The sequence below is a fragment of the Actinoplanes sp. NPDC049316 genome (assembly GCF_040677315.1).
In the GTDB taxonomy this organism is placed as follows: Bacteria; Actinomycetota; Actinomycetes; order Mycobacteriales; family Micromonosporaceae; genus Actinoplanes.
In genome coordinates this window covers 120188-141740 of record NZ_JBFAQM010000013.1, presented here as the reverse complement: position 1 = coordinate 141740, position 21553 = coordinate 120188, and the positions used below count along the sequence as shown (strand labels likewise).

Annotated in this window: 19 protein-coding genes; 5 read left to right on the top strand and 14 right to left on the bottom strand. The window is 72.0% G+C overall.

The genetic code is table 11. From position 1 onward, the window contains the following. Window positions 1-63: 63 nt before the first annotated feature. A complete protein-coding gene (locus tag AB0K03_RS21175; protein WP_364687375.1) occupies window positions 64-978 on the bottom strand; it encodes a glycosyltransferase family A protein in 915 nt (304 codons plus the stop codon). After that, the gene (locus AB0K03_RS21170) at window positions 978-1928 is read right to left on the bottom strand and encodes a sulfotransferase (protein ID WP_364687373.1); all 951 of its coding nucleotides are present in this window, start codon (window positions 1926-1928) and stop codon (window positions 978-980) included. The genes AB0K03_RS21175 and AB0K03_RS21170 overlap by 1 nt, the downstream gene beginning before the upstream one ends. A 60-nt stretch (window positions 1929-1988) precedes the next feature. Here AB0K03_RS21170 and AB0K03_RS21165 point away from each other — a divergent pair, with 60 nt between their 5' ends. Continuing rightward, the gene (locus AB0K03_RS21165; protein ID WP_364687371.1) at window positions 1989-2768 is read left to right on the top strand and encodes a WecB/TagA/CpsF family glycosyltransferase; all 780 of its coding nucleotides are present in this window, start codon (window positions 1989-1991) and stop codon (window positions 2766-2768) included. Window positions 2769-2803: 35 nt separating this feature from the next. After that, window positions 2804-3181, top strand: a complete 378-nt coding sequence (locus AB0K03_RS21160; protein ID WP_364687369.1) for a VOC family protein — start codon at window positions 2804-2806, stop codon at window positions 3179-3181. Here AB0K03_RS21160 and AB0K03_RS21155 read toward each other — a convergent pair. From AB0K03_RS21155 to cysC, 8 genes are all read right to left on the bottom strand, one after another. Continuing rightward, window positions 3168-4166 (bottom strand): glycosyl hydrolase, encoded by a 999-nt coding sequence (locus AB0K03_RS21155; protein WP_364687367.1) that lies wholly within the window; start codon window positions 4164-4166, stop codon window positions 3168-3170. The two genes, AB0K03_RS21160 and AB0K03_RS21155, sit on opposite strands and share 14 nt — an antisense overlap. Before the next feature lie 5 nt (window positions 4167-4171). Continuing rightward, window positions 4172-4903 (bottom strand): methyltransferase domain-containing protein, encoded by a 732-nt coding sequence (locus AB0K03_RS21150; protein WP_364687365.1) that lies wholly within the window; start codon window positions 4901-4903, stop codon window positions 4172-4174. After that, the gene (locus AB0K03_RS21145) at window positions 4900-6459 is read right to left on the bottom strand and encodes a polysaccharide biosynthesis C-terminal domain-containing protein (RefSeq protein WP_364687363.1); all 1560 of its coding nucleotides are present in this window, start codon (window positions 6457-6459) and stop codon (window positions 4900-4902) included. The genes AB0K03_RS21150 and AB0K03_RS21145 overlap by 4 nt, the downstream gene beginning before the upstream one ends. After that, a complete protein-coding gene (locus tag AB0K03_RS21140) occupies window positions 6456-7334 on the bottom strand; it encodes a sulfotransferase (RefSeq protein ID WP_364687361.1) in 879 nt (292 codons plus the stop codon). Before AB0K03_RS21140 ends, AB0K03_RS21145 begins: the two co-directional genes overlap by 4 nt. After that, window positions 7334-8560, bottom strand: a complete 1227-nt coding sequence (locus AB0K03_RS21135) for a hypothetical protein (RefSeq protein WP_364687359.1) — start codon at window positions 8558-8560, stop codon at window positions 7334-7336. The genes AB0K03_RS21140 and AB0K03_RS21135 overlap by 1 nt, the downstream gene beginning before the upstream one ends. Continuing rightward, window positions 8550-9923, bottom strand: a complete 1374-nt coding sequence (locus AB0K03_RS21130) for a hypothetical protein (RefSeq protein WP_364687357.1) — start codon at window positions 9921-9923, stop codon at window positions 8550-8552. The genes AB0K03_RS21135 and AB0K03_RS21130 overlap by 11 nt, the downstream gene beginning before the upstream one ends. After that, complete coding sequence (locus AB0K03_RS21125) at window positions 9920-11671, bottom strand: Wzz/FepE/Etk N-terminal domain-containing protein (RefSeq protein WP_364687355.1); 1752 nt, start codon at window positions 11669-11671, stop codon at window positions 9920-9922. The genes AB0K03_RS21130 and AB0K03_RS21125 overlap by 4 nt, the downstream gene beginning before the upstream one ends. 107 nt (window positions 11672-11778) lie before the next feature. Continuing rightward, window positions 11779-13302: an adenylyl-sulfate kinase gene (cysC, locus tag AB0K03_RS21120; RefSeq protein WP_364687353.1), complete on the bottom strand. Its 1524-nt coding sequence runs from the start codon at window positions 13300-13302 to the stop codon at window positions 11779-11781. A gap of 145 nt (window positions 13303-13447) precedes the next feature. Between cysC and AB0K03_RS21115 the strand changes: the two genes are divergently transcribed. Next, complete coding sequence (locus tag AB0K03_RS21115) at window positions 13448-14752, top strand: glycosyl hydrolase (protein WP_364687351.1); 1305 nt, start codon at window positions 13448-13450, stop codon at window positions 14750-14752. 7 nt (window positions 14753-14759) lie between these two features. Here the strand turns inward: AB0K03_RS21115 and AB0K03_RS21110 are convergent, their stop codons facing one another. Further along, window positions 14760-15728 carry an FAD-dependent oxidoreductase gene (locus AB0K03_RS21110; RefSeq protein WP_364687349.1) on the bottom strand — a complete coding sequence of 323 codons (969 nt, stop codon included), beginning with the start codon at window positions 15726-15728 and terminating at the stop codon, window positions 14760-14762. A 183-nt stretch (window positions 15729-15911) separates the two neighbouring features. On the opposite strand from AB0K03_RS21110, the gene AB0K03_RS21105 reads away from it, so the two are divergent. Then, entirely contained in the window at window positions 15912-16844 is a 933-nt protein-coding gene (locus AB0K03_RS21105; RefSeq protein WP_364687347.1) for an SCO2521 family protein, read from the top strand. Beyond that, window positions 16841-17815, top strand: coding sequence for a hypothetical protein (locus AB0K03_RS21100; protein ID WP_364687345.1), 975 nt, complete (start codon window positions 16841-16843; stop codon window positions 17813-17815). Before AB0K03_RS21105 ends, AB0K03_RS21100 begins: the two co-directional genes overlap by 4 nt. On the opposite strand, the gene AB0K03_RS21095 is transcribed toward AB0K03_RS21100, so the two are convergent. From AB0K03_RS21095 to AB0K03_RS21085, 3 genes are read right to left on the bottom strand one after another with little or no spacing between them, the layout of a single operon-like run. Then, the gene (locus tag AB0K03_RS21095) at window positions 17800-18756 is read right to left on the bottom strand and encodes an SCO2522 family protein (RefSeq protein WP_364687343.1); all 957 of its coding nucleotides are present in this window, start codon (window positions 18754-18756) and stop codon (window positions 17800-17802) included. The genes AB0K03_RS21100 and AB0K03_RS21095 overlap by 16 nt on opposite strands. Continuing rightward, window positions 18753-19670 (bottom strand): SCO2523 family variant P-loop protein, encoded by a 918-nt coding sequence (locus AB0K03_RS21090; protein ID WP_364687341.1) that lies wholly within the window; start codon window positions 19668-19670, stop codon window positions 18753-18755. The genes AB0K03_RS21095 and AB0K03_RS21090 overlap by 4 nt, the downstream gene beginning before the upstream one ends. Window position 19671: 1 nt before the next feature. Then, window positions 19672-21525, bottom strand: a complete 1854-nt coding sequence (locus tag AB0K03_RS21085) for an SCO2524 family protein (protein WP_364687339.1) — start codon at window positions 21523-21525, stop codon at window positions 19672-19674. Window positions 21526-21553: the final 28 nt, after the last annotated feature.

Below are 21553 nucleotides of genomic sequence, written 5' to 3'. Positions count from 1 at the left end.
AACCGCACTATTTCGAACACGTGCGAACACTACCCGCCGATCGGGTGTGCGCAAAAGAGTGTGTTAGATACCTCGTCCGCGTTTGTGCAGGGCGGAGAGCACATTCTCGACCTTCACCGCGCCGGTCATGGCCGCGAGCGCGATCGCCGTACGCGGTTCCTTCCAGTTCGCGCGTACCGCCTCCTTGCTGAACTGCCAGGCCTGCGACCGGTTGCCGGTGGCCGCGGACCAGCAGGCGAGCTGGCCGTACACGCGGGCCGCGCCGGGCCGGCAGCCGCTGATCTCCGGATGACGTTGCATCATCCAGCGCAGCGAGGAGATCTTCGTGGCGTATTCGTACGCATAGTGCGAGGTCCGGCCCCACAGCACCCGCACCAGCGGCTCGTCCAGGTGCACGATCGGGGAGCGCCGGGCCGCCCGCAGCAGCAGGTCCCAGTCCTCGTTCTGGCTGCCGGGCGCATCCTCGGCCACCAGCCCGATCGCGTCCTCGTGCAGCGCCTCCCGGCGGACCAGGAACGACGAGGAGTGCAGCATCGCCATCCGGGAGCGGGCCAGCTCGTCGACCGTGACCCGGCTGCGTCCGGCCAGCCGTGGCGTGCATTTGCCCTCGTACTCCACCTCGATCGCACAGGTGGCGAACTCGGCATCGGGCTCGGCCACCAGCGCGGCGACCTGGCGGCGCAGCTTGTCGGGGGCCCAGCGGTCGTCGTCGTCGCAGAACGCCACGAGCTCGGTGTCCAGCGACAGGATGCCGGTGTTGCGCGCGCCGGCCAGCCCGGAGGTACGCCAGTTCGTCAGCACGAGGACCTGGACGCCCTCGGTGGAGGCGAGCAGGTAGTCGGGCTCGGTCTGGTCGTACACGACCACGACCTTGACCTCGCCGGGGTAGCGCTGGCCGCGTACCGAGGCGATCGCCTTGCGGACCAGCTCGGGTCGGTTGCGGGTGGGGATCACGACGCCGACGGACGGCCAGTTCATCACGCCTCCTGGGGTGCTTCTGCGGGGTTGAGCGGGTAGCCGTACGCGCGCAGCATCGGCGCGCACACCGCGCCGACGAGCCGCCGCTGGTTGCTGGGGAGCGAGCGCACCCAGGCGTCGTCGCGGCGCAGCGGCAGCCGGCCGACCGTGAACCGCATGGGGTTGCCGGCGGCGCTGTGGCCCACGCCGAGGTCCGCGTACCCGTCGCCGAGGAAGCCGAGGTCGGCGTCGCCGACCGGGACGCCGGCGTAGTCGGCGAGTTCCCGCAGCGCGCCGCGCGGGTCGGTGAGGAACTGCTCGTAGCGGATCCGCCGCACCGGCACGCCGCGGCGGGCCAGCAGGCCGAAGGCCGCGTTGTGCGCGTTCCACAGCAGGGCCGAGCGGCCGGGGGAGTAGCGGGTCATCTCGTCGCTGCCGTCGGTCTCCGGCCGGGAGATCGTCTTGGTCCACGAGTACGCGACCCCGCGGGCGTCCCGCACCACGTGCACCACCCGCAGGTCCACGTCCTCCGCCCAGCGCAGCACGTGGGCGAGCGCGCTGTGCTTCGAGGAGTCGACGACCACCTCGGCGCCGGAGACCTCGGCGGCGGCGGCGTACACGCGGGCGTAGAAGCCGGCGTACTCGCGGACGTCGGCGAGCTGGGCCGCCGGAAGGCTCGCGGCGGCGAGGCGGGGGATGAAGCGGGTGCGTTCCACCGTGTCGCGCAGGGCGTGGATGCGGTCGACGTCGACGTTGTGCCAGCCGCCGTACGCCCGTTCCCCGACCCGCCGCCAGAACGTGCAGGCCGCGAACCGTGCGCCGCAGCCGCACCGCTCGTTGTCCCGGATGTCGCGCTGCCAGAGGTGGACGATCTCGCCGAGCGCGCACACCGAGGGCAGCTGACCGAGCAGGCGCTCGACGAGTGTCGTTCCGCTTCGCCCTAATCCGCCCAGATATACAACGCGTGCCACTTCTGCCCACCTTCGCTCGTTTCGCTCCTATAACGAGCGAACGAGCTGGAAGGAGGCGCGATGTCCATCGAGGCTTTCGACCGCGTCCATCTCGACGGGACGGGGTTCGACCCGATCACCGAGGGGGAGGTGGTCGCGCTGGTCCGCGAGGCGATCGCGGCCGGGCGCGGGGGCCGGATCCTCACCCCGAACATCGACATCATGCGGCAGGCGCAGGGCGATCCGGAGGTGCGCGGGTACCTCGCCGACGCGGACCTGATCGTCGCCGACGGCATGCCGCTGGTCTGGGCCAGCCGGCTGAGCGGCACCCCGCTGCCCGAGCGGGTCGCGGGGAGCAGCCTGGTCTGGTCGCTGTCGCGCGGGCTCGGGCACGACGGCCGGTCGGTCTTCGTGGTCGGGGGCTCGCCGGCCGCCGACGGGGTCAAGGACGGTGCCACCCGCGCCGCGGATCGGCTCGCCGCCGAGTGTGCCGGGCTCCGCGTCGCCGGCACGCTGTGCCCGGACTTCGGCTTCGAGCAGGACGAGCAGACGTACGCGGACTTCTGCGCCAAGGTCGCCGGCGCCGAACCGGACATGGTTTACGTCGGGCTGGGCTTTCCCAAGCAGGAGGCCGTCATCACGCGGCTGCGCGCGCTCATGCCGCGTGCCTGGTTCATCGGGTGCGGGGCGGCGGTGAACTTCGTCGCCGGCGACGTGGACCGGGCGCCACGGTGGATGCAGCGTACGGGCCTCGAGTGGGCGCACCGGCTCGGCACCGAGCCCCGGCGGCTCGCGGGCCGCTACCTCAAGCACGACGCCCCGTACGCGCTGCGCCTGCTGGCCCAGGCCCGCCGACGCTAACAAGACGGACGTACGGTTTGGGTTAGGCTGTCGGCATGGCCTTCGCGTTCGAGCGTCTTCACCATGTCCTGCTGGCCATCCCGCCCGGTGGCGAGGACGTCGCCCGTGCCTTCTACGGCGGCGTCCTCGGCATGACCGAGCTGGAGAAGCCGGAGTCCTTACGGCATCGCGGCGGCTGCTGGTTCCGCGGCGGCGGCTGGGAGCTGCACCTCGGCGTCGAGAAGGAGTTCGTGCCCGCGCGCAAGGCGCACCCGGGCGTCCTCGTCGACGACCTCGACGCCCTGGCCGCCGTGCTGCGCGACGCGGGACGGCCGGTGGACTGGGATCCGGACTTCCCCGGCCACCGGCGGCTCTATTCGTTCGACGAGCACGGCAACCGCCTCGAGTTCCTGGAGCCGGTCACCGCGGGTTGAAGTACGGGTCCTTCGTCAGCCGGGTGAACGCCTTGAACGCCGGCCGGTCGCCGGCGAGCTGGAACTGCTGCTTCGGCCCGTTGCCCTCCGGGTCGGACTCGAAGTAGACCACCGCCTTGATCTGCGGGTTCACCTTGAACGTGCGCTGCGCGTCCTGCAGCCACGCGGCCCGGCCGGCCGAGCCCCACGCCTTGGCCACGCCGAACTCGCCGATGATGATCGGCTTCGGCCGCTGCGCCGCCCATGTGAGGAACGGGCCCATCAGCTGCCCGATCGGCTGGAACGCGTTGCCGGCGTACACGTCGACGCAGGTCCAGTCGACCTGGTCGTCGCCGGGGTAGAACGCGGGGGCGTCGCCGCGGATGAAGCCCTCCGCGGTGGGACACCACACCCACGAGACGTTCTTCACCCGCTCCTGCGCGAAGATGCCGCGGATGTGCTTGTACGCGGCGATGTAGTCCTCGCCGGACCACATGGTGGCTCGCAGGTTGGGCCGGTCCATCTCCCAGCGCACCCGCAGCAGCAGCGGCTTCTTCACCTTGCGGATCGCCTTGGCCTGCTGGCGGATCAGCCGGTCGTGCTCGCCTGCGGTGATCGAGCGATTGTCGCCCGTCGCCCAGCTCACCATCAGCGTCGCGCCCTGGTCCAGCAGCTCGGCGTCGGACTCGGTGCCGACCATCTGCTCGAACCGGCGGTACGTGTTGACGATGTCCAGCGGCCGACCGATGTCCTGCTCCAGGCCGTCGACCGCCTCGATGCGGCCCACGTGGGTCAGCTCGTCCGGCTTGATCCAGGCGCCGAGGTACGCGCCCGCCGGTGGCGCCTCGAAGGGCCCCGCCTCGAACGGTCCCGGATTCACCGCGACGGCGACCGGCGGGCTGGTCAGATCGGGTGACGGCGTCGGCTCGGGCTCGGCCCGCCGGTGCGAGGTGCAGCCGGCGAGCACGAGCGCGACGACGCCCAGCAGGGCGACAGGGCGACGCACGACGGCTACTTCTTCCGGCGCGCCGTGTAGACGACGTTCACGGCGAAGCCGTCGGTGCCGGGCAGGGCCCGGGCCGCCGCGTCCGCCGCCCGGGCGAGCGGGTTCTTGTTCAGCGACTCGGTCAGCATCGAGAAGCCCCGCCGCTCGACGATCTCGAAGTCGTGCCGGGCCAGCAGCGCCTCGACGTCGGCGTGCGACAGTTCGGCGAACCAGCGCTGCCCGGAGTGCCGGCGCGCCCGCAGGTGGCGCAGCGAGCCCGCGTTGCCGTGGTTCTCCACCACCAGCACGCCCGCATCCCGCGTCGGCAGCGCCTTGGCCGCGAAGGCGATCGCTCGCTCCCGGACCGTGTCGTCCACATTGAGCAGCAGCCGGAACATCGTGACGATCGCCGGGTGGCCGGCCGGTACCGGGTTCGGCACCGGGCCGTCCGCGGGGATCTGGTGCCACTGCGCCCGCGACCCGACCTCCGCGGCCTTCGCCATCATCTCGGCCGACGTGTCGTAGCCGTGGGCCTCCCGGACCAGCCCGTGCAGCGTCCGGATCGCCCGGCCCGTCCCGCAGGCGAAGTCGTGCTGCACGGGCTGCTTCGCCCCGAACTCACGCTGCACGAGCTTGCGCAGGTACGCCTGCTGCCGTTCGTTGATCTGCGAGGCGTAGCTGTCCGGCGCGTACGTGACGTGCTCGTACTTGGCGACGGCGTCGGCGTCCTGGAACACCTTGGTGTATTCGGTGGTCAACGGGTCCTCCTTGACATGAGCTTGCGAGGCTTGAAGGCGTCGAGCGCGAGCGGGCGGCGCAGCAACCACGCGCCCGCGGCGAAAGCGGGCACGGCCACGGCGGTCGCCGCCACCAGGCCGGTCGTGCCGGTCCCCGTCAGCACGGTCACGGCCCGGGGGAGCACGCCGAAGCACGCCACGGACAGCGCGCCGGCGGTCAGCGTCCCCCGGCCGAACGGGTGCAGCCGTGCCATCCGGCCCACCTGGACGAGCGGCAGCAGGTTGTTGGCGACCATGGCGCAGGCCAGCCCGATCGCCGCCCCGAGCGCGCCGTACCGGGGGATGAGCAGCACGTCGAGACCGACCGTCACGACCAGGGCGACCAGGACGTTGTAGAGGTTCCACGAGGTACGCCCGGCCATGGCGAGCACCATGTCGACCATGCCGCAGCCGGTGGCGACGAGCATCGCGCAGGCGAGCACCACGACGACGGGCGTGCCGGCCACGTACGACTCGCCGAACAGGCGCAGGTAGAGCGGCGCGAACAGGATCACCAGCAGGTTGATCGGCCAGGTCACCAGCACCAGCCAGCCGGTCGCGGTCCGGTAGAGGTGATTCGCCTGCGCGCGGTCCCCGACGGCCAGGGCCTCGGCGAGGCGGGGCTGCACGGACTGGGAGATGCCCTGGTTGGCGAACTGGATGAGCACCACGAAGCGGCCGGCGACCGCGTACACGGCGGCCGGGACCAGGCCGCCCAGCGCCGCCACGAGCAGCACGTCCACCCGCTGCAGCGCGAGCTGCGCGACGCTGGCCAGCGCCCGGGGGCCGGTGAAGCGCCAGAAGTCCCGCCGCAGATCCAGGCGTTCGCTGCGCCGGGTCCGGAACCGCTCCGGCTTGCCGGCCAGGTAGATCTTGCGCAGAGCGAGCGCGGCCAGGACCGTGACCGGCAGGTACGGCGCCGCCCACGCGAGCGCGAACGCGGGCAGCGAGGCGCTGGTCCACATCGCCGCCGCCCCCGCCGCGCCGATGCACAGCAACTGCAGCGTGCTGCGCAGGACGCGGTCGAGGGTGACGGTGGGCCGCATGGCCCGGTACCCGCGGGTGGCGGTCAGCAGGGCGTCGGTCATCGCCTGCAACGGAAGGAACAGCGCCAGCACCCGCAGCCCGGCGATGTGCTCGTGGCGTACGTGCGGCGAGTCGGCCGCGGTCAGGCCGGCGATCGCGGGCGCGGCGAACCACATGGCGGCGGCCAGGACGACCGCGAGCACGAACACCGGGGTCAGACCCGTACGCAGGCATGCGCCGAGCAGGTGGTCGCGGCCGGTGGCGCGCAGCCGCGCCGGCCAGTACACCAGGCCGGTCTGGGTGCCGAGCTTCGCCAGGCCGCCGGCCAGCACGAACGCCGCGGTCGCCGCGAAGAACGCGCCGGCCTGCTCGGCGCCGAGGGCGCGCGCGACCACCCAGGTGACCACGACGCCGGTGCCGCCGGCCAAGGCGGACCCCACCATGTTGGCGAGACCCCCGCGGGCGACCCCCCGGGTCTTGGAAGCGGCGGGGGCCTCGAGAGTGGCCGTCACGCCTGGCGCCAGATGGGTACGCGGCCCAGCCACGTGATCAGCGCGTCGTCGTGCGGGGCGTAGTGGTTGGTGAGCTCGCGGCGGATGCCCGGGTCCATGTCGGACTGTCGTGGCCGCGCGTTGTGCCGCTCGAACTCCGGGTGCCCCACGTCGACCGGCAGCCCGAGGAACCCGCAGACCTCGTCGTACACCTCTTCGGGCTGGCTGAAGAACCGCTCGCTCTCCACCACGTGGATGCGTTCGCGGCCCACGTGCTGGGCCATGACGCTCAGGTAGCGGGCGTACTCGCCGCGGGCCCGGTACGCGTGGTGCTGATGGGCGAACGAGTAGTACTTCGGGTCCGCCGCGAGCATGTCCTCCTGGCGGTGCAGCCGCGCCGGTTCGAGCGCGAGCGCGTTGCCGAAGTCGTGCTCCGGTTCGAAGTCCCGCGCCACCTCGTGGTGGTGCTGCGAGTACGCGCGCTCCACCGGGTCGCGGACCAGCACCAGCAGCTTGGCCCCGGGCAGGTCCGCGGCGATCCGGGCGGCCGCCTGCGGGTGGTACATGTAGTACGGGCTCGACTCGAACGTCTGCGCCGGCACGCCGTGACGCTCGTACACCTTGTCGGCCTGGCGCTGCGTCGGGAAGTGGCCCTTGTACCAGGACATCCCGCGCTCGTACGAGACGTCGAAGTAGTGCACGCCCTTGTGCAGCACGGCCTTGAGCACTGCCGGGTGCTGCGACAGCGCCCGGTACAGCGACGTGGTGCCGCAGCGCTGGCCGCCGCAGATGAGGAACGAGGGTGTCATCCGGCTGGGCGCGGTGAGCCGGCCGTACGACCGCGACCCGAGGTGCACGACGCGCTTGACCGGCGCGGGAACTTTGCGAACGTCCATCAGAGTTGCTCGACCCTTCGGATCAGTACGGGCAGCAGCCACGTGCCGAGCACGCCCAGGCGCGCGCCGGCTTCGGCCTGCCGGTCGGTCAGATAGCGCACGGCCAGGTCGACCAGGTACAGCAGCGCGGTCAGCTCCCGCGCCTCCGGGGCGACCCCGAACGGCTGGAGGAGCTCGCCGGCGCGGCGTACGGTCGCCTCCACCGCGCCCGCGGCGTCGCCGGAGGCCTGGATGCGGCGCTGCAGCTCGTGGTGGACGGCGTCGAAGCCGGTCGGCACGCCCTTGGTGAACCGTTCCCAGTCCCACACCAGCAGGGCGTCCGCGAGGTTCGCCATGTTCCACGGGGCCCAGTCGCCGTGCCAGGCGCCGTACCGCAGGGTGGTGTGACCGGCGTGCGCCGCGAGCAGCTCGGCCGCCGACGCGAGCGCGACGCCCTCCGGCCGGTCCGCCACCGCGGTGAGGCGCCCGCGCAGCTCGGCCCAGTACGCGCTGCCCGTCAGCGTCCCGCTCGTGTAGCCGCAGCACCCGGCGATGTCGAGCATGGCGGCGGTGAGCCGGCGCGGGGTGAGCGGCGCGCGCGGCAGCCACACCGGCAGCGCCGACTGGATGAGCACCTGCGAGCCTCGCCACTGCCCGGCGTGCAGCACGCGCGGAACGGTCAGCTTGCTCAGGCCCACGGTGCCGAGCGCGGTCAGCGCGGCGGTCTCGGCCTTGACCAGTCGCTGGGTCAGCGGCCCGGTGCCCATCTTGCCGAACCCGAAGGTTTCGCCCTCCGGGCTGATGAGCTGCAGTACCGGCTTGCGGTTGGCGCGCGCCGGTCCGATGTGGATGCTCACCGACAGGTCGCGGCCGAGCGCCTCGCGCAGGTAGCCGTCGATGCTCTCCGCCGCCGGGCCGGTGACCCGGATCCGGTCGCGCAGCAGCACGCCGGACGCGCCCGTGCGCAGGGCGGCCACGACGGCGTCCCGCTTGAGGCGGGCGGCGCGGGACTGCGGTTCGGCGTAGCGGCGTACGGCGGCCGCGGCGACCCGGCGTGACGTGGTCGGCACCAGCAGCCGGGGCCGGCGCGCGTCCGGGACGACCAGGTATTCGGCGATCGCCTCGCCGCGCCGGTCCTCGGTGGTGCAGGGGGCCGGGTAGAGCAGCTCGAGCACCTCGGCCAGATACTGCGTACGCAGCGCCGAGTCGCCGGCGGTCAGCTCCGCCGGCGCGGTCTTAACGGGCATCAGCATCCCCCTCGAGTTGGTTGCGCCACAGCAGCGCGTAGGCCAGGAACATGAACGCCAAGGGGGTGGGGATCGCGTTGTACCAGAGCATCGCCGTGAACGAGCTGACGATGGCGGCGCCGGCCGCGATGCCGATCGGCGTACGGTCCCGCCGGAAGCGCCACAGGCCGTAGCCGAAGAAGCCGAGGTACGCGACCGTGCCGACGGCGCCGTGGGCGTACATCAGCTGCCAGAACTGGCCGTTGCCGCCGACGGTGAAGTTGCCGCAGCGCTCGCAGCCCGCGCTCTCGCCGACCGTGATGGAGTTGCGGCCGCCGATCGTGTTGCGGGTGGAGCCGTACCCGATGACCGGCGAGTCGACGAAGCCGTCCATCGCGCGCTCCACGAGGAACGAGCGGACGCCGTTCGACTTGCCGTTGTCGAGCCGGGCGCTGACCACGTCGCCGAGCGGCGTGGCGACCAGCGCCACGACCAGGCCGATGCCGGCCAGCCCGACCGCCGCGATGATCCAGAGCCGGCCCATCAGCACGTACCGCGCGGCGACGTAGACGACGACGACCGCGATGCCGATCCACAGGCCGCGGTTGAGCGAGACCACCGCGGGGATCACCGCGACCGCCAGGCAGAGCACGGCGAGGATCTTGTTACCGGCGCTGCGCGTCGCCCAGGCGGCCACCACGAGCCACCCCATGAGCAGGCAGAAGTTGTTGCCCCAGGTGTTCGTGTAGCCCCACGGCGCGGCGGGCCGGGGCTTCTCGCCGCCGACCAGGTCCATGATCTGGGCCGCGTACGGATGCACCAGCGACTGCACGAAGCCCTTGCCCCGGATGCCGCTCGGCAGCAGCCACTCCACGGGCGAGGTGAACTCGAACCGGCCGGCGAGGATGCCCAGCAGCCCGCCCGCCACGGTCACCACGAACAGCCAGCCGAGCAGCTTGACCAGGCGGCGCCGGGGCAGCTCGCCCTCGGTGAGGTTGCCGGTGTAGACGAGCAGGATGGTCAGCGACGCGTACATGACGAGCCGGTAGATCACCGCGGCCAGCCGGTCCGTCGCCGTCTCGACCACCGTGCCGGTCGGGTCGGCGCCCAGCGCCGCGATGCTGATCACGACCGCGGCCAGGAACAGCGCCCACCAGCCGAAGCCGGGCGGCAGCCGCAGCGGCCGGCCGGCGGCGCGCCGCCGGACCAGCAGCACCAGCATCGGCGCGGCCATGATCGGGAAGATCAGCACGCCGAGGCCGAGCGCCCACCACAGCGGGTAGAGGGCCAGGATGCCCGCCACCGGCCAGGCCGGGAGCCAGGTGGGTCGTTCCGCTGCCGCGCTGTGCGCCGCCCGCTGCGTGCGGGGGACGACCAGGGTCACTTCTCGTCCGGCTTCTCGGCGCTCGTGGCGGGCTTCGGGCCGGCCGGCTTGGCCGCGGTGGTCAGGTCGATCACCGCGGTGACCTCCTCGCTGCCGTCACCCTGGCGCGGCGGGCGGGCCGGCGGGCCGGTCGGGATCCGCATCGGCTGGGTGCGGTCGGTGTCGAGCACGGCCGTCTCGTCCGGCTTCTGCGCGCTGAGCGCCACCGCCGGGAGGTTGTCCTGTGCGGCGCTGCGCGGCATCCCGGTGAGGTGGGGCAGCACCACGGCGCCCAGCAGCGGCGTGCCGACCCGGCTCAGCTGCTCGGCCGCGTCCAGCAGCGCGGGCCGCTTGGCCCGGCGCAGCTCGACCGCCAGGATCGCGGCGTCGGCGAGGCTGGCCAGGCTCTGCGCGTCCGCGCTGCTGCTGGTCGACGGGGCCTCGATGACGACGTACCCGGTCTGGCGGCGCAGCGCGTCCAGCGTGTCACGCAGCCGCTGCGACTGCATCAGCCCGGCCGCGGTCGCGGCGCCGCCGGTCGTGATCACCCGCAGCGACGGGATCCGCGGGGTGCGCTGCATCGCCCGTTCCAGCCCGATCCGGCCGGCCAGCAGGTCCGACAGGCCCGGCATCGCCGAGACACCGAGCATCCGGGCCAGCGGCGCGGCGTCCACGACGCTGTCCGGCAGGTGCGCGCCGACCAGGACCACGTCACTGCCCGTACGCGCGAGCGCCGCGGCCAGGTTGGCGGCGACCAGCGTGGTCGACGAGCCCCGGCTGGCGCCCGTGACGACGATGATCTGGTCGCCGGGGCTGAGGCTGGCCAGGATCTCGTTGCGCAGCCGGTTGAAGACGCGCCCGCCCGGCCCGTACGGCTGCAGCACGTCGTCGAAGTGCGGCGTGGTCCGCTCGTCCAGCGCGGCGAGCACCGGGATGCGGCCCCGGTCGCGCACATCCGCAGCGGTACGCAGGCGCCGGTCGAAGCGCTCCCGCATGAACGCCAGCGCGAGCCCGGCGAGCAGGCCGAGCATCGCGCCCGCGGCGATGTTGAGCAGCGCGTTCGGGCTGGTCGGCTCCTCCGGCTCGCGGGCGTCGCTGATGATGCTGCCCGCGTCGACGGTGGCCGTGGTCAGCTCGTTGAGCTTGCCGGTCAGGTTGTTCAGCTGGTTCTGCGAGTTGCTGCGCAGGCTCTCCAGGTTGCTGCGGTCCGAGCTCCCGCTGGGCGCCTTGGCGAGCCGGCTGTTGATGCTGGTCAGGTTCGTGGTGAGCTGCTTGACCTTGAGATTCAGCGTCTTGATCTTCTGGTCCAGCACCGAGCGGGCGGCCTCCTCGCGGTTGCGCAGGTACGCCTCCGCGAACGCGTGCGACCCGGCCTGGGCGTCCTTCGGGTTGTCCGCCTCGAAGCTGATGACCAGCACCGTGGTGTTGGCGGGCACCTCGACCGACACGTCGTGCGCCAGCTCGATCGGCGAGACGGGGGAGCGCAGCAGCGCCGCGGCCTTGGCGGCCACCGCGCCGGAGGGCACCAGCTGGGCCTCGGTGTCCAGGTTGATCGCGCCCTTGGTGCGGCCGCCGGACACGTTCGTGTCCTGGTCCACGGCCTGCACGAGCACGGACGTGGACGACTCGTAGACCCGCGGCAGCGCCTGCGTCACCGCGGCGCCGATCCCGACCCCGGCCGCGGTCGTGGCGAGCACCACCCACCAATGCCGGCGGAACACGCCCACATAGTGCGAGAGGTCGGCGGACACCGGGCGGGTTGGTTCCATCGGTACGGCGGCCCTTTCGCAGGCGGAGTAGAGGATGACGGCATGGGGCTCGCCCCCGAGGGGTAAACGGCCCGTGCGCCGATGCGTAACTACTCCGCCGCGACCTGTTACTTCATCTCGGGCTCCACCCAGCCGCTGTTCACCAGGTACGCCAGGACCAGATCGACCGCCTCCGGCACCGACATGTCCGTCGTGTCGAGCACCAGCTCGGCGTCGGTGGGTACCTCGTACGGGTCGTCGACGCCGGTCATGCCGCGCAGCTGGCCCGCGCGGGCGCGCGCGTACAGGCCCTTGCGGTCGCGCTGCTCGCACACCTCCAGCGGGGTCGCGACGTGCACGAGGATGAAACCGGCCCCGGCCTCGGTGGCCATCTGCCGGACGGCGGCACGGGCGTTCGCGTACGGCGCGATCGGGCACGCGATCGCCATGCCGTGGTGCCGCGCCACCTCGGCCGCCACCCAGCCGATCCGCCGGACGTTGCGGTCCCGGTCGGCGCGGCTGAAGCCCAGGCCGGCGGAGAGCTCGCGGCGCACCACGTCACCGTCGAGGAAGGTGATGGTCCGCTCGCCGCTCTCGCGCAGCGTGTCGGCCAGCCCGCGGGCCACCGTGGACTTGCCGGAGCCGGAGAAGCCGGTGAAGAACACGACGAGCCCGCGGTGCCGGCGCGGCGGCCTGACCCGGGCCAGCTCCTTGGCGACGGCCGGCGGGGTGTGCCACTCCGGCAGCGGGAAGCCGCGGTCGAGCAGGTCGTTGATCTCGGCAACGGACATCGCGAGGCGCCGGTTGCGGGGCGGGATGTCGTCGCGCCAGCGCCACTGGCCGTCGCGGTTGTCGTACGCGAGCTCCCGGGGAACGAGCACCCGCAGGCCGCCGCCGGAGAGCATGTCCCCGGTGGACAGCACGTGGGTCACGCCGTAGGCGGCGGCCACCCGGGCCCGCAGCAGCGCGTCGCGCATCTCGTCGCCGCGGGGCAGCAGCGGCACCGCGACGATCGTCGCCGGGGGCATCCGGTCGCGCGCCGCGAAGACCGACCGGACCAGCGCCTCCGGGGGCAGGCCGTCGGGGCCGGGGCCGGTCACCGGGATGAAGATCAGCAGGTGGGCGGCGAGCGTGCGGGCGGCGTGCGCGATCTGCGCGAGCTGCGGGCGGTGCAGCGGCCGGTCGGCGATCACGCCCAGGACGCGGCCGGGCGGCAGCAAGGCCTTCACTTCTTCCGGGGTACGCCGCAGGCGTTGGAACGGCCCGTGCCCGCCGTCGCCCATCCGGCGCACCGGGCCACCGACGGCGGACAGGCCGTCGGTGGTGGGCCACGCGTCGCTCACCTCGATGGCCGCGACGGGCGCACCCTCGGGGTCGGTGAGCACGACCGTCCGATGCAGCGGATCGTCGAGGTCGAGCGCGGCGGCCATCTCGGCCGGGATCTCCAGCGTGACCGCGACCGGCCACGCCGTCCCGTCGGCGAGGCGGCCGCGCCGGCGCAGCGCCTGCAGGTCGGCCCGGCCCAGGAAGCCGGTCAGCGGCGCGTACGCCCCCGACAGCAGCAGTTCGAGGTCGGCCAGTTCGTGTGCGCGCGGCGTGTACGACGGCGCGTCACGCAACACGTCCTCGGGCAGCACAGAACCGTCGTTCACCTAAGACTCCCCCTGCAGTGACTTGGAGGACAGTTTCGCAGCCGGACTCCACGGGGTCGAGCCGGGTGGCTTGTCTACCTGATCGCCACAGATAACCCAGTCGGGTAGTCGACAAATGGGACTTTAGGTCGAATACTGGGCGATCGTGACACGTCGTCGTCGTTCGCACCGCAGCCGGCTCCTGCACATCGCCGCCATCACCACGGTCTTCACCATCTCGGCCGGGGCCACGCTCTCGTGGGCCTGGACCGGCGGGGTGGACCAGATCGGCCTCCCGTACGGGCCCGGCCCGGTCGTCCTGCCGGGACCGGCCGCGTCGACGGCACCCGGCTCGCGCCCCGAGCCGCCGGCCGTCGCGGAACCCGGCGTACCGATGCTCCCCGGCGGCGCGATGCCCACCGGCTCGGCCTCCGCGGCACCGTCGACGCCGGGCGCTCCCTCGGCGACGGCCACCACGACACGTGCGCCCGCCCTCGCGGCACCGGCCGGCGGTCCCTGCCGTACGGGCAAGAAGCTCGTCCCGACCTGCGGCATCCTCTGGGGGGTGGCGCCGGGGGCGTTCACGGACACCCGCGGCAAGCAGGCGCTGGTCCGCTTCGAGGAGAAGACGGAGCGGCACCAGGACATCTACCACGCGTACCACCGCGGCAACACGCAGCTCTTCCCGACGAAGGAGGAGATCGCGATCGCGCGCGAGCCGGGCCGCGAACGCATCCTGTTCCTCAACTGGAAGCCGCGCGGCGCCTCCTGGGCGAAGATCGCCAAGGGCGACAAGGCCACCGACAAGTTCCTCGACCGGCTCGCCGCCCACATCAAGAGCGACTTCCCGGAGCAGTTCTTCTTCACGGTCCACCACGAGGCCGAGGACAACGTCAAGGAGAAGAAGGGTTCGGGCTACACGGCCAAGGACTACTCGGCCATGTACCGCTACGTCGTGAAGCGGCTGCGCGCCCACGGCGTCGACAACCTCGTGACCGTCCTGGTGCACATGGCGTACGTCCCGCACACGAGCCAGAAGTGGTTCTCGGACATGTACCCCGGCGACGACGTCGTGGACTGGATCGGCTTCGACACGTACGCGTACAGCGATCCGGGCTACGGCCACGGCGACTTCGCCGAGCTGTTGAACCGGCAGTCGTCGGCTCGCCCGACCTGGCCCGGCTTCTACAACTGGGCGGTCGAGAACCACCCCGGCAAGCCGCTGATGGTGGCGGAATGGGGCGTGTGGTCGTCGAAGAAGAACCCCGGCCACAAGGCGGAGTTCTACCGCGAGGTGGGCCGGCAGATCGGCCGCTTCCCGGGCATCCGAGCGATGGTCCACTTCGACACCCCGCACAACCAGGAGGGCCGCGACTCGTCGGTGGACGCGACCCCGGAGTCGCTGCGGGCGTACCGCAAGCTGGGCAAGCTGCCGATCTTCCAGGTCCAGGTGGCGCCGGCGCTGCCGTAGCCGGCCGTCACGGCGCGGCGACGAGCCTCGCGACGTCGCTCGCGCAACCCCAGGACAAGCTGACGCCGGCGCCGCCGTGGCCGTAGTTGTGGACCACGGTGGCGCCGTCGCGCTCCTCCCGCTCGACCCGGACGGGCTCGCGGTGCGGCCGCAGCCCGATCCGGTGGCCCAGCACCTCGGCGCCGGCCAGAGCGGGCTCCACCGCCACGCACCGTTCGACGATGCCGTCCGCAACCGTCTTGTCCAGGATGAGCGAGTCGACGCGGTCCTCGGCGCTGCCGCCCAGCAGCACGACATCCGGGCCCTGCGGAAGGATGTACGTGATGTCCGGCTCCTCGGTCAACTCGGCCGTGTGCTCGGCGAAGAACTCCGTGATCCCAGGATTGGTCATCGCCACCAGCTGGCCCCGCACAGGGGTCACCGACTGATCGCCGAGCAGCTCCCGGGCGCCGATGCCGGTGCAGTTCACCACGACGTCCGCAAGACCGGTGACCTCGTCGAGGCTCGACACCGCGCCTTCGGCGAGCGTGACCCCCATCGAGGTCAGGCGGCGCAGCAGGTGGTCGAGGTAGACGGGCATGTCGACGATGGGTGCCGTGTAGCGCCACCCGCTCACGAACGGCTCGCGCAATTCGTCCGCCCGGCATTCCCGGAACCCGGGCAGCTGCCGGGCCCAGGCCGGTGCGGGGATCACCGTGCGGGACGCCTCGACGCCGCTGACCATCCGTACGCCTGTGCCCGGCGCGCCGGCCAACTCGGAGAGCACCTCGTACGTCTCGGCGCTCCAGCGCGGCACGGCCTCGTGTGTCGCGTAGATCGGATCCCAGATCGCGCCGGCGTTGGCAGACGTGGTGCAGGCGGTCAGCTCCTTCGAGACGATGTGGACGGTCAGGCCGCGCTCGGCGAGGCGGACGGCCGTCGTCAGCCCGGAGACGCCGGCCCCGATGATCAGCGCATCAGGTCGGACTGTCGCCATGATCTGCACGCTATCGGCGGTTGACAGGTCGAAGGACAGTGAAAGACGTGAATGGTCGGCATCCGAAGACCGGACGCGCGGGGGTTGTTCCGAAGTGACGCATGGCTTATGCGCCCAACACGTACCGTTGCGGTTTTCGTGCTCATGCGTTGGAATGAGCCCGTCCACGGGGTGGGGAGAACGATGGTGATCCTGGGCGAGGTGGAAACCGGCCTGTTGCAGACCCGCAGCCCATTGGAGACCGATCAGGCCGCGCGCCTGCTTGAGCTCGTGCCGGGTCAGTCCGTGCTCGTCTCGGAGCGGCCGATGCCGTTCGTGCAGTCGCCACCCGTGCTCACCGGCGTGGACTGCGACCTGCCGGCCGCCTCGGGCCGCTCCCCGCGGGTCATCGGCGCCGTGACGGCACGTGCCACGCTCACCGGTGGGCATGTCGTGCAGGGCTCGGCGCACGCGCAGATCGCCTCGACGGACCGTACGCACAGACTCCCGTGGTCGCACTACCTCGCGCAGCCCGGCACGCTGGAGGCCGTCGGCCGTACGCCCGGTCCGGAGGCCGCCCTGGCGTTCCTCGGCGGCGGCGACCGCGGCACCCTCGACCTGGGCGCGATCGCCGCCCGGGTCGTCGACCGCCTCCAGCAGTCCGACTCGCTCGTCCGCGGCTCGCCGGTCAAGGCAGCGCGCACTCGGCTGCGCTGGGCGGCGTGGACTGCCGACCCGTCCGCGCCCGCGGAGGTCGAGTTCCGGGTCGAGCCGCGCGGGCTGCGGACGTTACGCCTGCGCGCCCCCCGCCTGCCCGTCGCGGAGGTCGCAGCCCTGTGCGAGGACATCGCCGTGCACGACTGGCTGCTCAGCGTCCTCATCGACCTGGTACGCAAGAGCGGCCTGGGCGTCACCGACCGCCGGACCGCCATCCACCGGTTGGTGCCCGCGATCGACTACCTGTTGCACCTGTGGATGCCGGGCACCCGGCTCACCGGTGATCTGTCCGGGATCTGGCAGGCCTTGGAGAAACGCCCCGGGTTCACCCGGCAATGGGAGACCCTGGTCCGCCGCATCCGCGACCAGCTCTCGGTCGGGGCCGTGACCGCCCTGGCCGCGCAGGCGGACGCGAGATGACCGACGGCAAGCCCACGGGCGAGGTGGTGGTCGCGCCGTCCACCGTCTCCCGGAAGATCTTCTACACGGCTGCGTCCGGGGTGCTGACGTTCCTCATCACCAACGCGCTGGAGCAGCCGGTGGTCACCAGCGTGACCCTGTCGATCCTCATCGGCGGCATTGCGCTGATGGTGCGCTTCCTCGTCGACTTCGAACGCCGGCTGGCCGTCGTCGAGGCGCTCTCCCGGGCCGGGCAGAAGCGGATGGAACACCTCGTCGGCGAGGCCTTCTCCAAGATCGACGACGCCACCGAGCTGTTCCGGCTCATCGAGGCCTCCAAGCTGCCGGACGGGCTCGTGGAAGGGCTGGTCCGGCACTCGACGAAGATCACGCCGCACTCGCCGTCCATCGTCTACCGGTTCGTGCAGGCCGAGCTTCAGGACATGTCCGAGTGCCTCAAGCAGCTAGCCGAGGGCGGCACGGTCACCTACTACGGGGAGGACCGGGACTGGCTGCTGGGGCTCACGACGTACGCCATCCGCTCGATCGACGCGATCAGCCTGGCGAGCGTCGACCGCGGGCTGTGGTACAGCGAGATCGGGCAGCGGTACATGGAGGCGCAGCGGCAGGCGGTGGAGCGGGAGGTCGCCGTCCGCCGCATCTTCATCCTCGAGCCGGACGACGACGCGGACATCGAGTGGGCCTGCGCCGAGCAGCGCAAGGTCGGCATCAAGGTCCGGGTGCTCGAGCGCAGCCGCATCCCGGCGCCGCTGAAGGTGCAGGTGCTGGACTTCATCATCTTCGATGTGGTGATCAGTTACGAGACCACGCCGGCCGCCGCAGTCACCGACACCGACCGGCCCGCCGTAGCCGAGACCCAACTCGTGCTCCGGGAACAGCGCGTCCGCGACCGCGTCCGGGTCTTCGAGGCCCTGTGGGGAGCCGCCAGGGAGCCCGGCGACCCCGGCGAGCCGGCTCAAAGGAAGGCGTAGCCGACCCGCTCGACGACCTCGTCCGGGAGCGGGAAGCCCTCCCCGGCGGCGCGGGTGGCGACCTGGGCGGCGACGGCGGCGTCCACCGAGACCTGACTGAGGATGGTCCGGACGGCGACCTCGACGCCGAGGAACCGGGACCCCAGCGCGGAGAAGGTGCGGTACGCGTGGAACGCCGCGGCGCCGGGATTGAGCTGCACCACCGGCGGCAGCGCATCCCACTCCGCCGGCAGCTCCGCGACCGTCATCGGGCGGGGCTCGCCGACCGGCTCCCCGTGGTGGCGCAGCAGGCCCAGCCGCTGCAACTGCCACACCGCGGCGAGGAAGGGGCACGACCACAGCCGGCCCCCGGGCTCGTCGCGCCACAGCTCCACGTCGATGAAGATCGAGTGGTTGCGGAAGGCGCTCTGCCGCGGCGGCCGCCACTGCTCCGGCGCGGCCATCGCCTCCGCCGGCCGCTCCGACGGCGAGCGCTCGCCGTTGCACAACCAGCCGCTCACGTCGCTCGACGGCCGACTCCCGTTGCTGCCCACCGGCGGCTCCTCGACCAGCCGTTGCTGCACCAGCCGGGCCAGGTCTACGCCGTCGGCCTGCGCGCAGGCGGACTCACGGGCGATGTAGTCGATCTGAAGGCCCGTCTCCTCGGCGGCGCTGAGCAGAGCCGGAATGACCTCGGCCGGCGTACTGAACCGGGTGAAGTAGTCGTCGATGAGGAAGCAGGTGCTGATTCGAGGGCGGCCGCGTACCGAGCTGCCGCAGGCCTCCGCGGCGGTCGCGGCCCAGGGCCGGACGCTGCGGAAGGTGTCCACCAGCCGGTCCCGGCCCGCCTTGAAGTCGTCCATGTAGAGGTGACCGAGCTCGATCGACAGGTGCGACAGCTTGACCGAGCGCACCTTGGGAACGGCCGTCGCCTCGGTGAACACGCCCTCCACCGACGTCACAGGCCCTCCCACGCCGCGTCGTTCATGATCTGCTTGGCGAGGTTCTCGAAGGCCGTCACGGTCGCCTCGTTGGCCGTACGGTGCAGCCAGACGTCGTTGTTGGACAGCAGCTGCTCCTGCCACTGCAGCACCGGGTCCAGCGGGATCTGACCCAGCATCGACGTACGACCCACCCGGTGCCGGCTCGCCAGCTCCTGCAGCCGCCGGTCGCAGAGCTCCAGCCACGTCGCCTGCTCCGGCCGCAGACCCTCCATCTCGGACGACTTGAGGTCCAGCACGGCAGTGCGGACGAACCGGATGGAGTCGCGTAGCTGCTGCGGATCGTGGCCGTGCGAACGCCCGGCCGCCAGGATGCCGCGATCGCCGTGGACGAGGCCGCCCGCCGCGATGATGTGCTGCCGGGTCCAGCGGTGGAAGACCAGCCAGCGCCGGGCCACGTGGGCCAGCCGCGGCGAGGCGGTGGCGGCCAGCACGATTTCCGTCGCGTACGAGCGGCCGGCGCTCAGATCGACGACGCAGAGGTCGAACTCCTCGTCGAGGCGTTGGAACAGCGTGATGCACCGTTCGACGATCTCAGGGCTGGACGGGAACTCGCCGCCGCCGACGTCGCCCGGGTAGAGCACGAGCCGGCCCGCGCCCGCCGGCCGGCCGCGCAGGGATCCGCGTTCCGATTCCGTCCACACGTCCAGCGCCTGCGCCTGCGGCGAGGACCCGAGCAGGTACGAGTGCAGGCCGCCGCCCGGCACTCCTGCCAGCGCCCCCGGCAGGTCGAAGATCGCGCCGGAGGTCGGGGAGCCGAAGTCGAAGTCCAGGTAGCAACCGTCCTGGCCCTGCAGCGCGTACCGGTAGAGCACGTTGCTGCTGGTGACCGACCGGCCCGTACCGCCCTTGTCGGAGGTGGCGAAGACCAGCATGTCAGGTGATCCCCTTGGCGGGCCGGCGGGCGGCGGAGAGTTTGTCCAGCCGGCGCAGTACCGCCTGGGCGATCGACACGGCGGTGCCCGGCTGCGTGCGGCGTACGGTCCGCGCCCGCTGCAGCAGCACCTGGATCTGCTCCCGCTCGGCCTGCAGCGGCCGGCCGCTGTCGGACGAGCCGTTCAGCATCTCCTGGTCGAAGAGGTGATCGGCCTCGACGATGAGGTCGGCGGCGAGCCGGGTGAGCTGCTCGCTGGGCTGTGGCGCGCTGTCGATCAGCCGGGCGGCCGCCACCAGGCAGTCGACGACTCGCTTGGTGAAGTACCAGGACGCGGCCGGATCGGGATCGGCGTCCAGTTGCGGGTACGCCCGCGACGGCTGGTCCCACAGGCCGCGTGCCTCGCCGTCGGGAATGCGCCGGGAGAACAGGTGCGCCCAGAGCTCGTCGGAGAGGTCGAGCAGGCGGCTGCGTCCGGTGTTGTCGGCGATGAGCCGGGCGAGGTTCAGCGACCGCCGCAGCAGCTGCGGCGAGAGGTCGGCGGCGGTCCAGACCAGGAACTCCTTGCCGGGCTGGTCCTGCAGCTCCAGGCCCAGCCGGAAGCCGGGGTGGTGCAGTTCCAGGGCGGGGTCGCCGGCGAACGGACGGCGGGTGATCCGGGCCCGGGCGGCCAGGTCCTCGAGCACCGCGCCGACCCGGATGAGCTCCGCGTCCGAGGCGCGCTTGGTCACCAGATCCTGGATCACCATGCCGCTGACGAGCAGCGACAGGTAATCGGAGTCGACGCCGTCGGTCGTGCGCCACGGAAGGTCCTCCAGCGGCCAGCGTCCGCTGCCGAACGTCGCAACCGTGGACCAGTACGACTGCGTGAGTTCCCACCGCAGCTGCAGCGATTGCGCGAGCTTCAGCTGCGTCTCGTCGAGTAGGCCGAGCAGCCGGGTCCGCTCGGAGAACAGCGTCTGGATCGCGTCAAGGGCGACGACAGTGAAGTACAGGTACGGCGCGGCCTGCGCCACCCCCTCGCGCTGGACGCCGACGTCCACGTCCTCGATGAGTTCGATCGCCGGTGCGTTCTTGACGACCCCCCAGGACCAGCCGCACTCGAAGAGCCGGTTCGGGTTGTCCAGCTCCGAGCCCTCCCGAGCACCGGATCCGATCTGGACGTCGTCGCGCAGCCGGGCGTTGATCTCACGGAGCGCCTCGCGCAGCTCCTCCACGATCTGCCGGGTGGGCAGGCCCTCCTGGTTGACCATGCGGCACAACTCGACGCCGAAGTCGGAATCTGCGCTGAACACGTTGACGGCGAAGCTGCGCAGCAGCCCCACCATCGCGGCGGTGAGCCGGCGGCTGGCCAGCCGCTCCAGCTCGTCGGCCTCGGCGCGCAGGTTCTCCCGGGTCAGCACCGTACGGAAGACGCGGACGAAACCGATGACCGCGACGGTGAGTGTGACCGAGATGGAGAAGGAATCGACCACGTCGAGGCCGCGCTGGTCCTCGTCGAGAATCTGGCCGTCGGGTGCGGCGTAGTAGGACGCGCCCGCGAAGATCGGGGTGCCGTCCGGTGCGGAATACTCGCGCATGTAGCCGGTGAGCACCCGGATGAGGAGCTTGGGGATCTCGACGCTGTCGCCGAGGCGCTGCAACGCGGCGATGACGTCATCGGCCGTCTCATCCGGACGGTCCAGCCGGAACACCGGTACCTCGGTCGCGGGGCTCAACAGGCAGAGCAGTTGCTCGGCATCGCTGATCGAGTTCTTCTCAGCGCGTCCGCCCCACCGCCAGTCCGGTGCGGTGTACGACGACCGGGCCATGGCCCGCCAGATCTCCAGTAACTGCTGACGCGGTTGAAGCTGCATGGGTGTGCTGTCACCGCCTGTCGCGAAG

Coding starts and splice junctions, on each gene's coding strand:
- AB0K03_RS21175 (WP_364687375.1), bottom strand. CDS start 978: ATGAACTGGCCGTCCGTCGGCGTCGTGATCCCCACCCGCAACCGACCC.
- AB0K03_RS21165 (WP_364687371.1), top strand. CDS start 1,989: ATGTCCATCGAGGCTTTCGACCGCGTCCATCTCGACGGGACGGGGTTC.
- AB0K03_RS21160 (WP_364687369.1), top strand. CDS start 2,804: ATGGCCTTCGCGTTCGAGCGTCTTCACCATGTCCTGCTGGCCATCCCG.
- AB0K03_RS21140 (WP_364687361.1), bottom strand. CDS start 7,334: ATGGACGTTCGCAAAGTTCCCGCGCCGGTCAAGCGCGTCGTGCACCTC.
- AB0K03_RS21135 (WP_364687359.1), bottom strand. CDS start 8,560: ATGCCCGTTAAGACCGCGCCGGCGGAGCTGACCGCCGGCGACTCGGCG.
- AB0K03_RS21125 (WP_364687355.1), bottom strand. CDS start 11,671: ATGGAACCAACCCGCCCGGTGTCCGCCGACCTCTCGCACTATGTGGGC.
- AB0K03_RS21110 (WP_364687349.1), bottom strand. CDS start 15,728: ATGGCGACAGTCCGACCTGATGCGCTGATCATCGGGGCCGGCGTCTCC.
- AB0K03_RS21105 (WP_364687347.1), top strand. CDS start 15,912: ATGGTGATCCTGGGCGAGGTGGAAACCGGCCTGTTGCAGACCCGCAGC.
- AB0K03_RS21100 (WP_364687345.1), top strand. CDS start 16,841: ATGACCGACGGCAAGCCCACGGGCGAGGTGGTGGTCGCGCCGTCCACC.
- AB0K03_RS21090 (WP_364687341.1), bottom strand. CDS start 19,670: ATGCTGGTCTTCGCCACCTCCGACAAGGGCGGTACGGGCCGGTCGGTC.
- AB0K03_RS21085 (WP_364687339.1), bottom strand. CDS start 21,525: ATGCAGCTTCAACCGCGTCAGCAGTTACTGGAGATCTGGCGGGCCATG.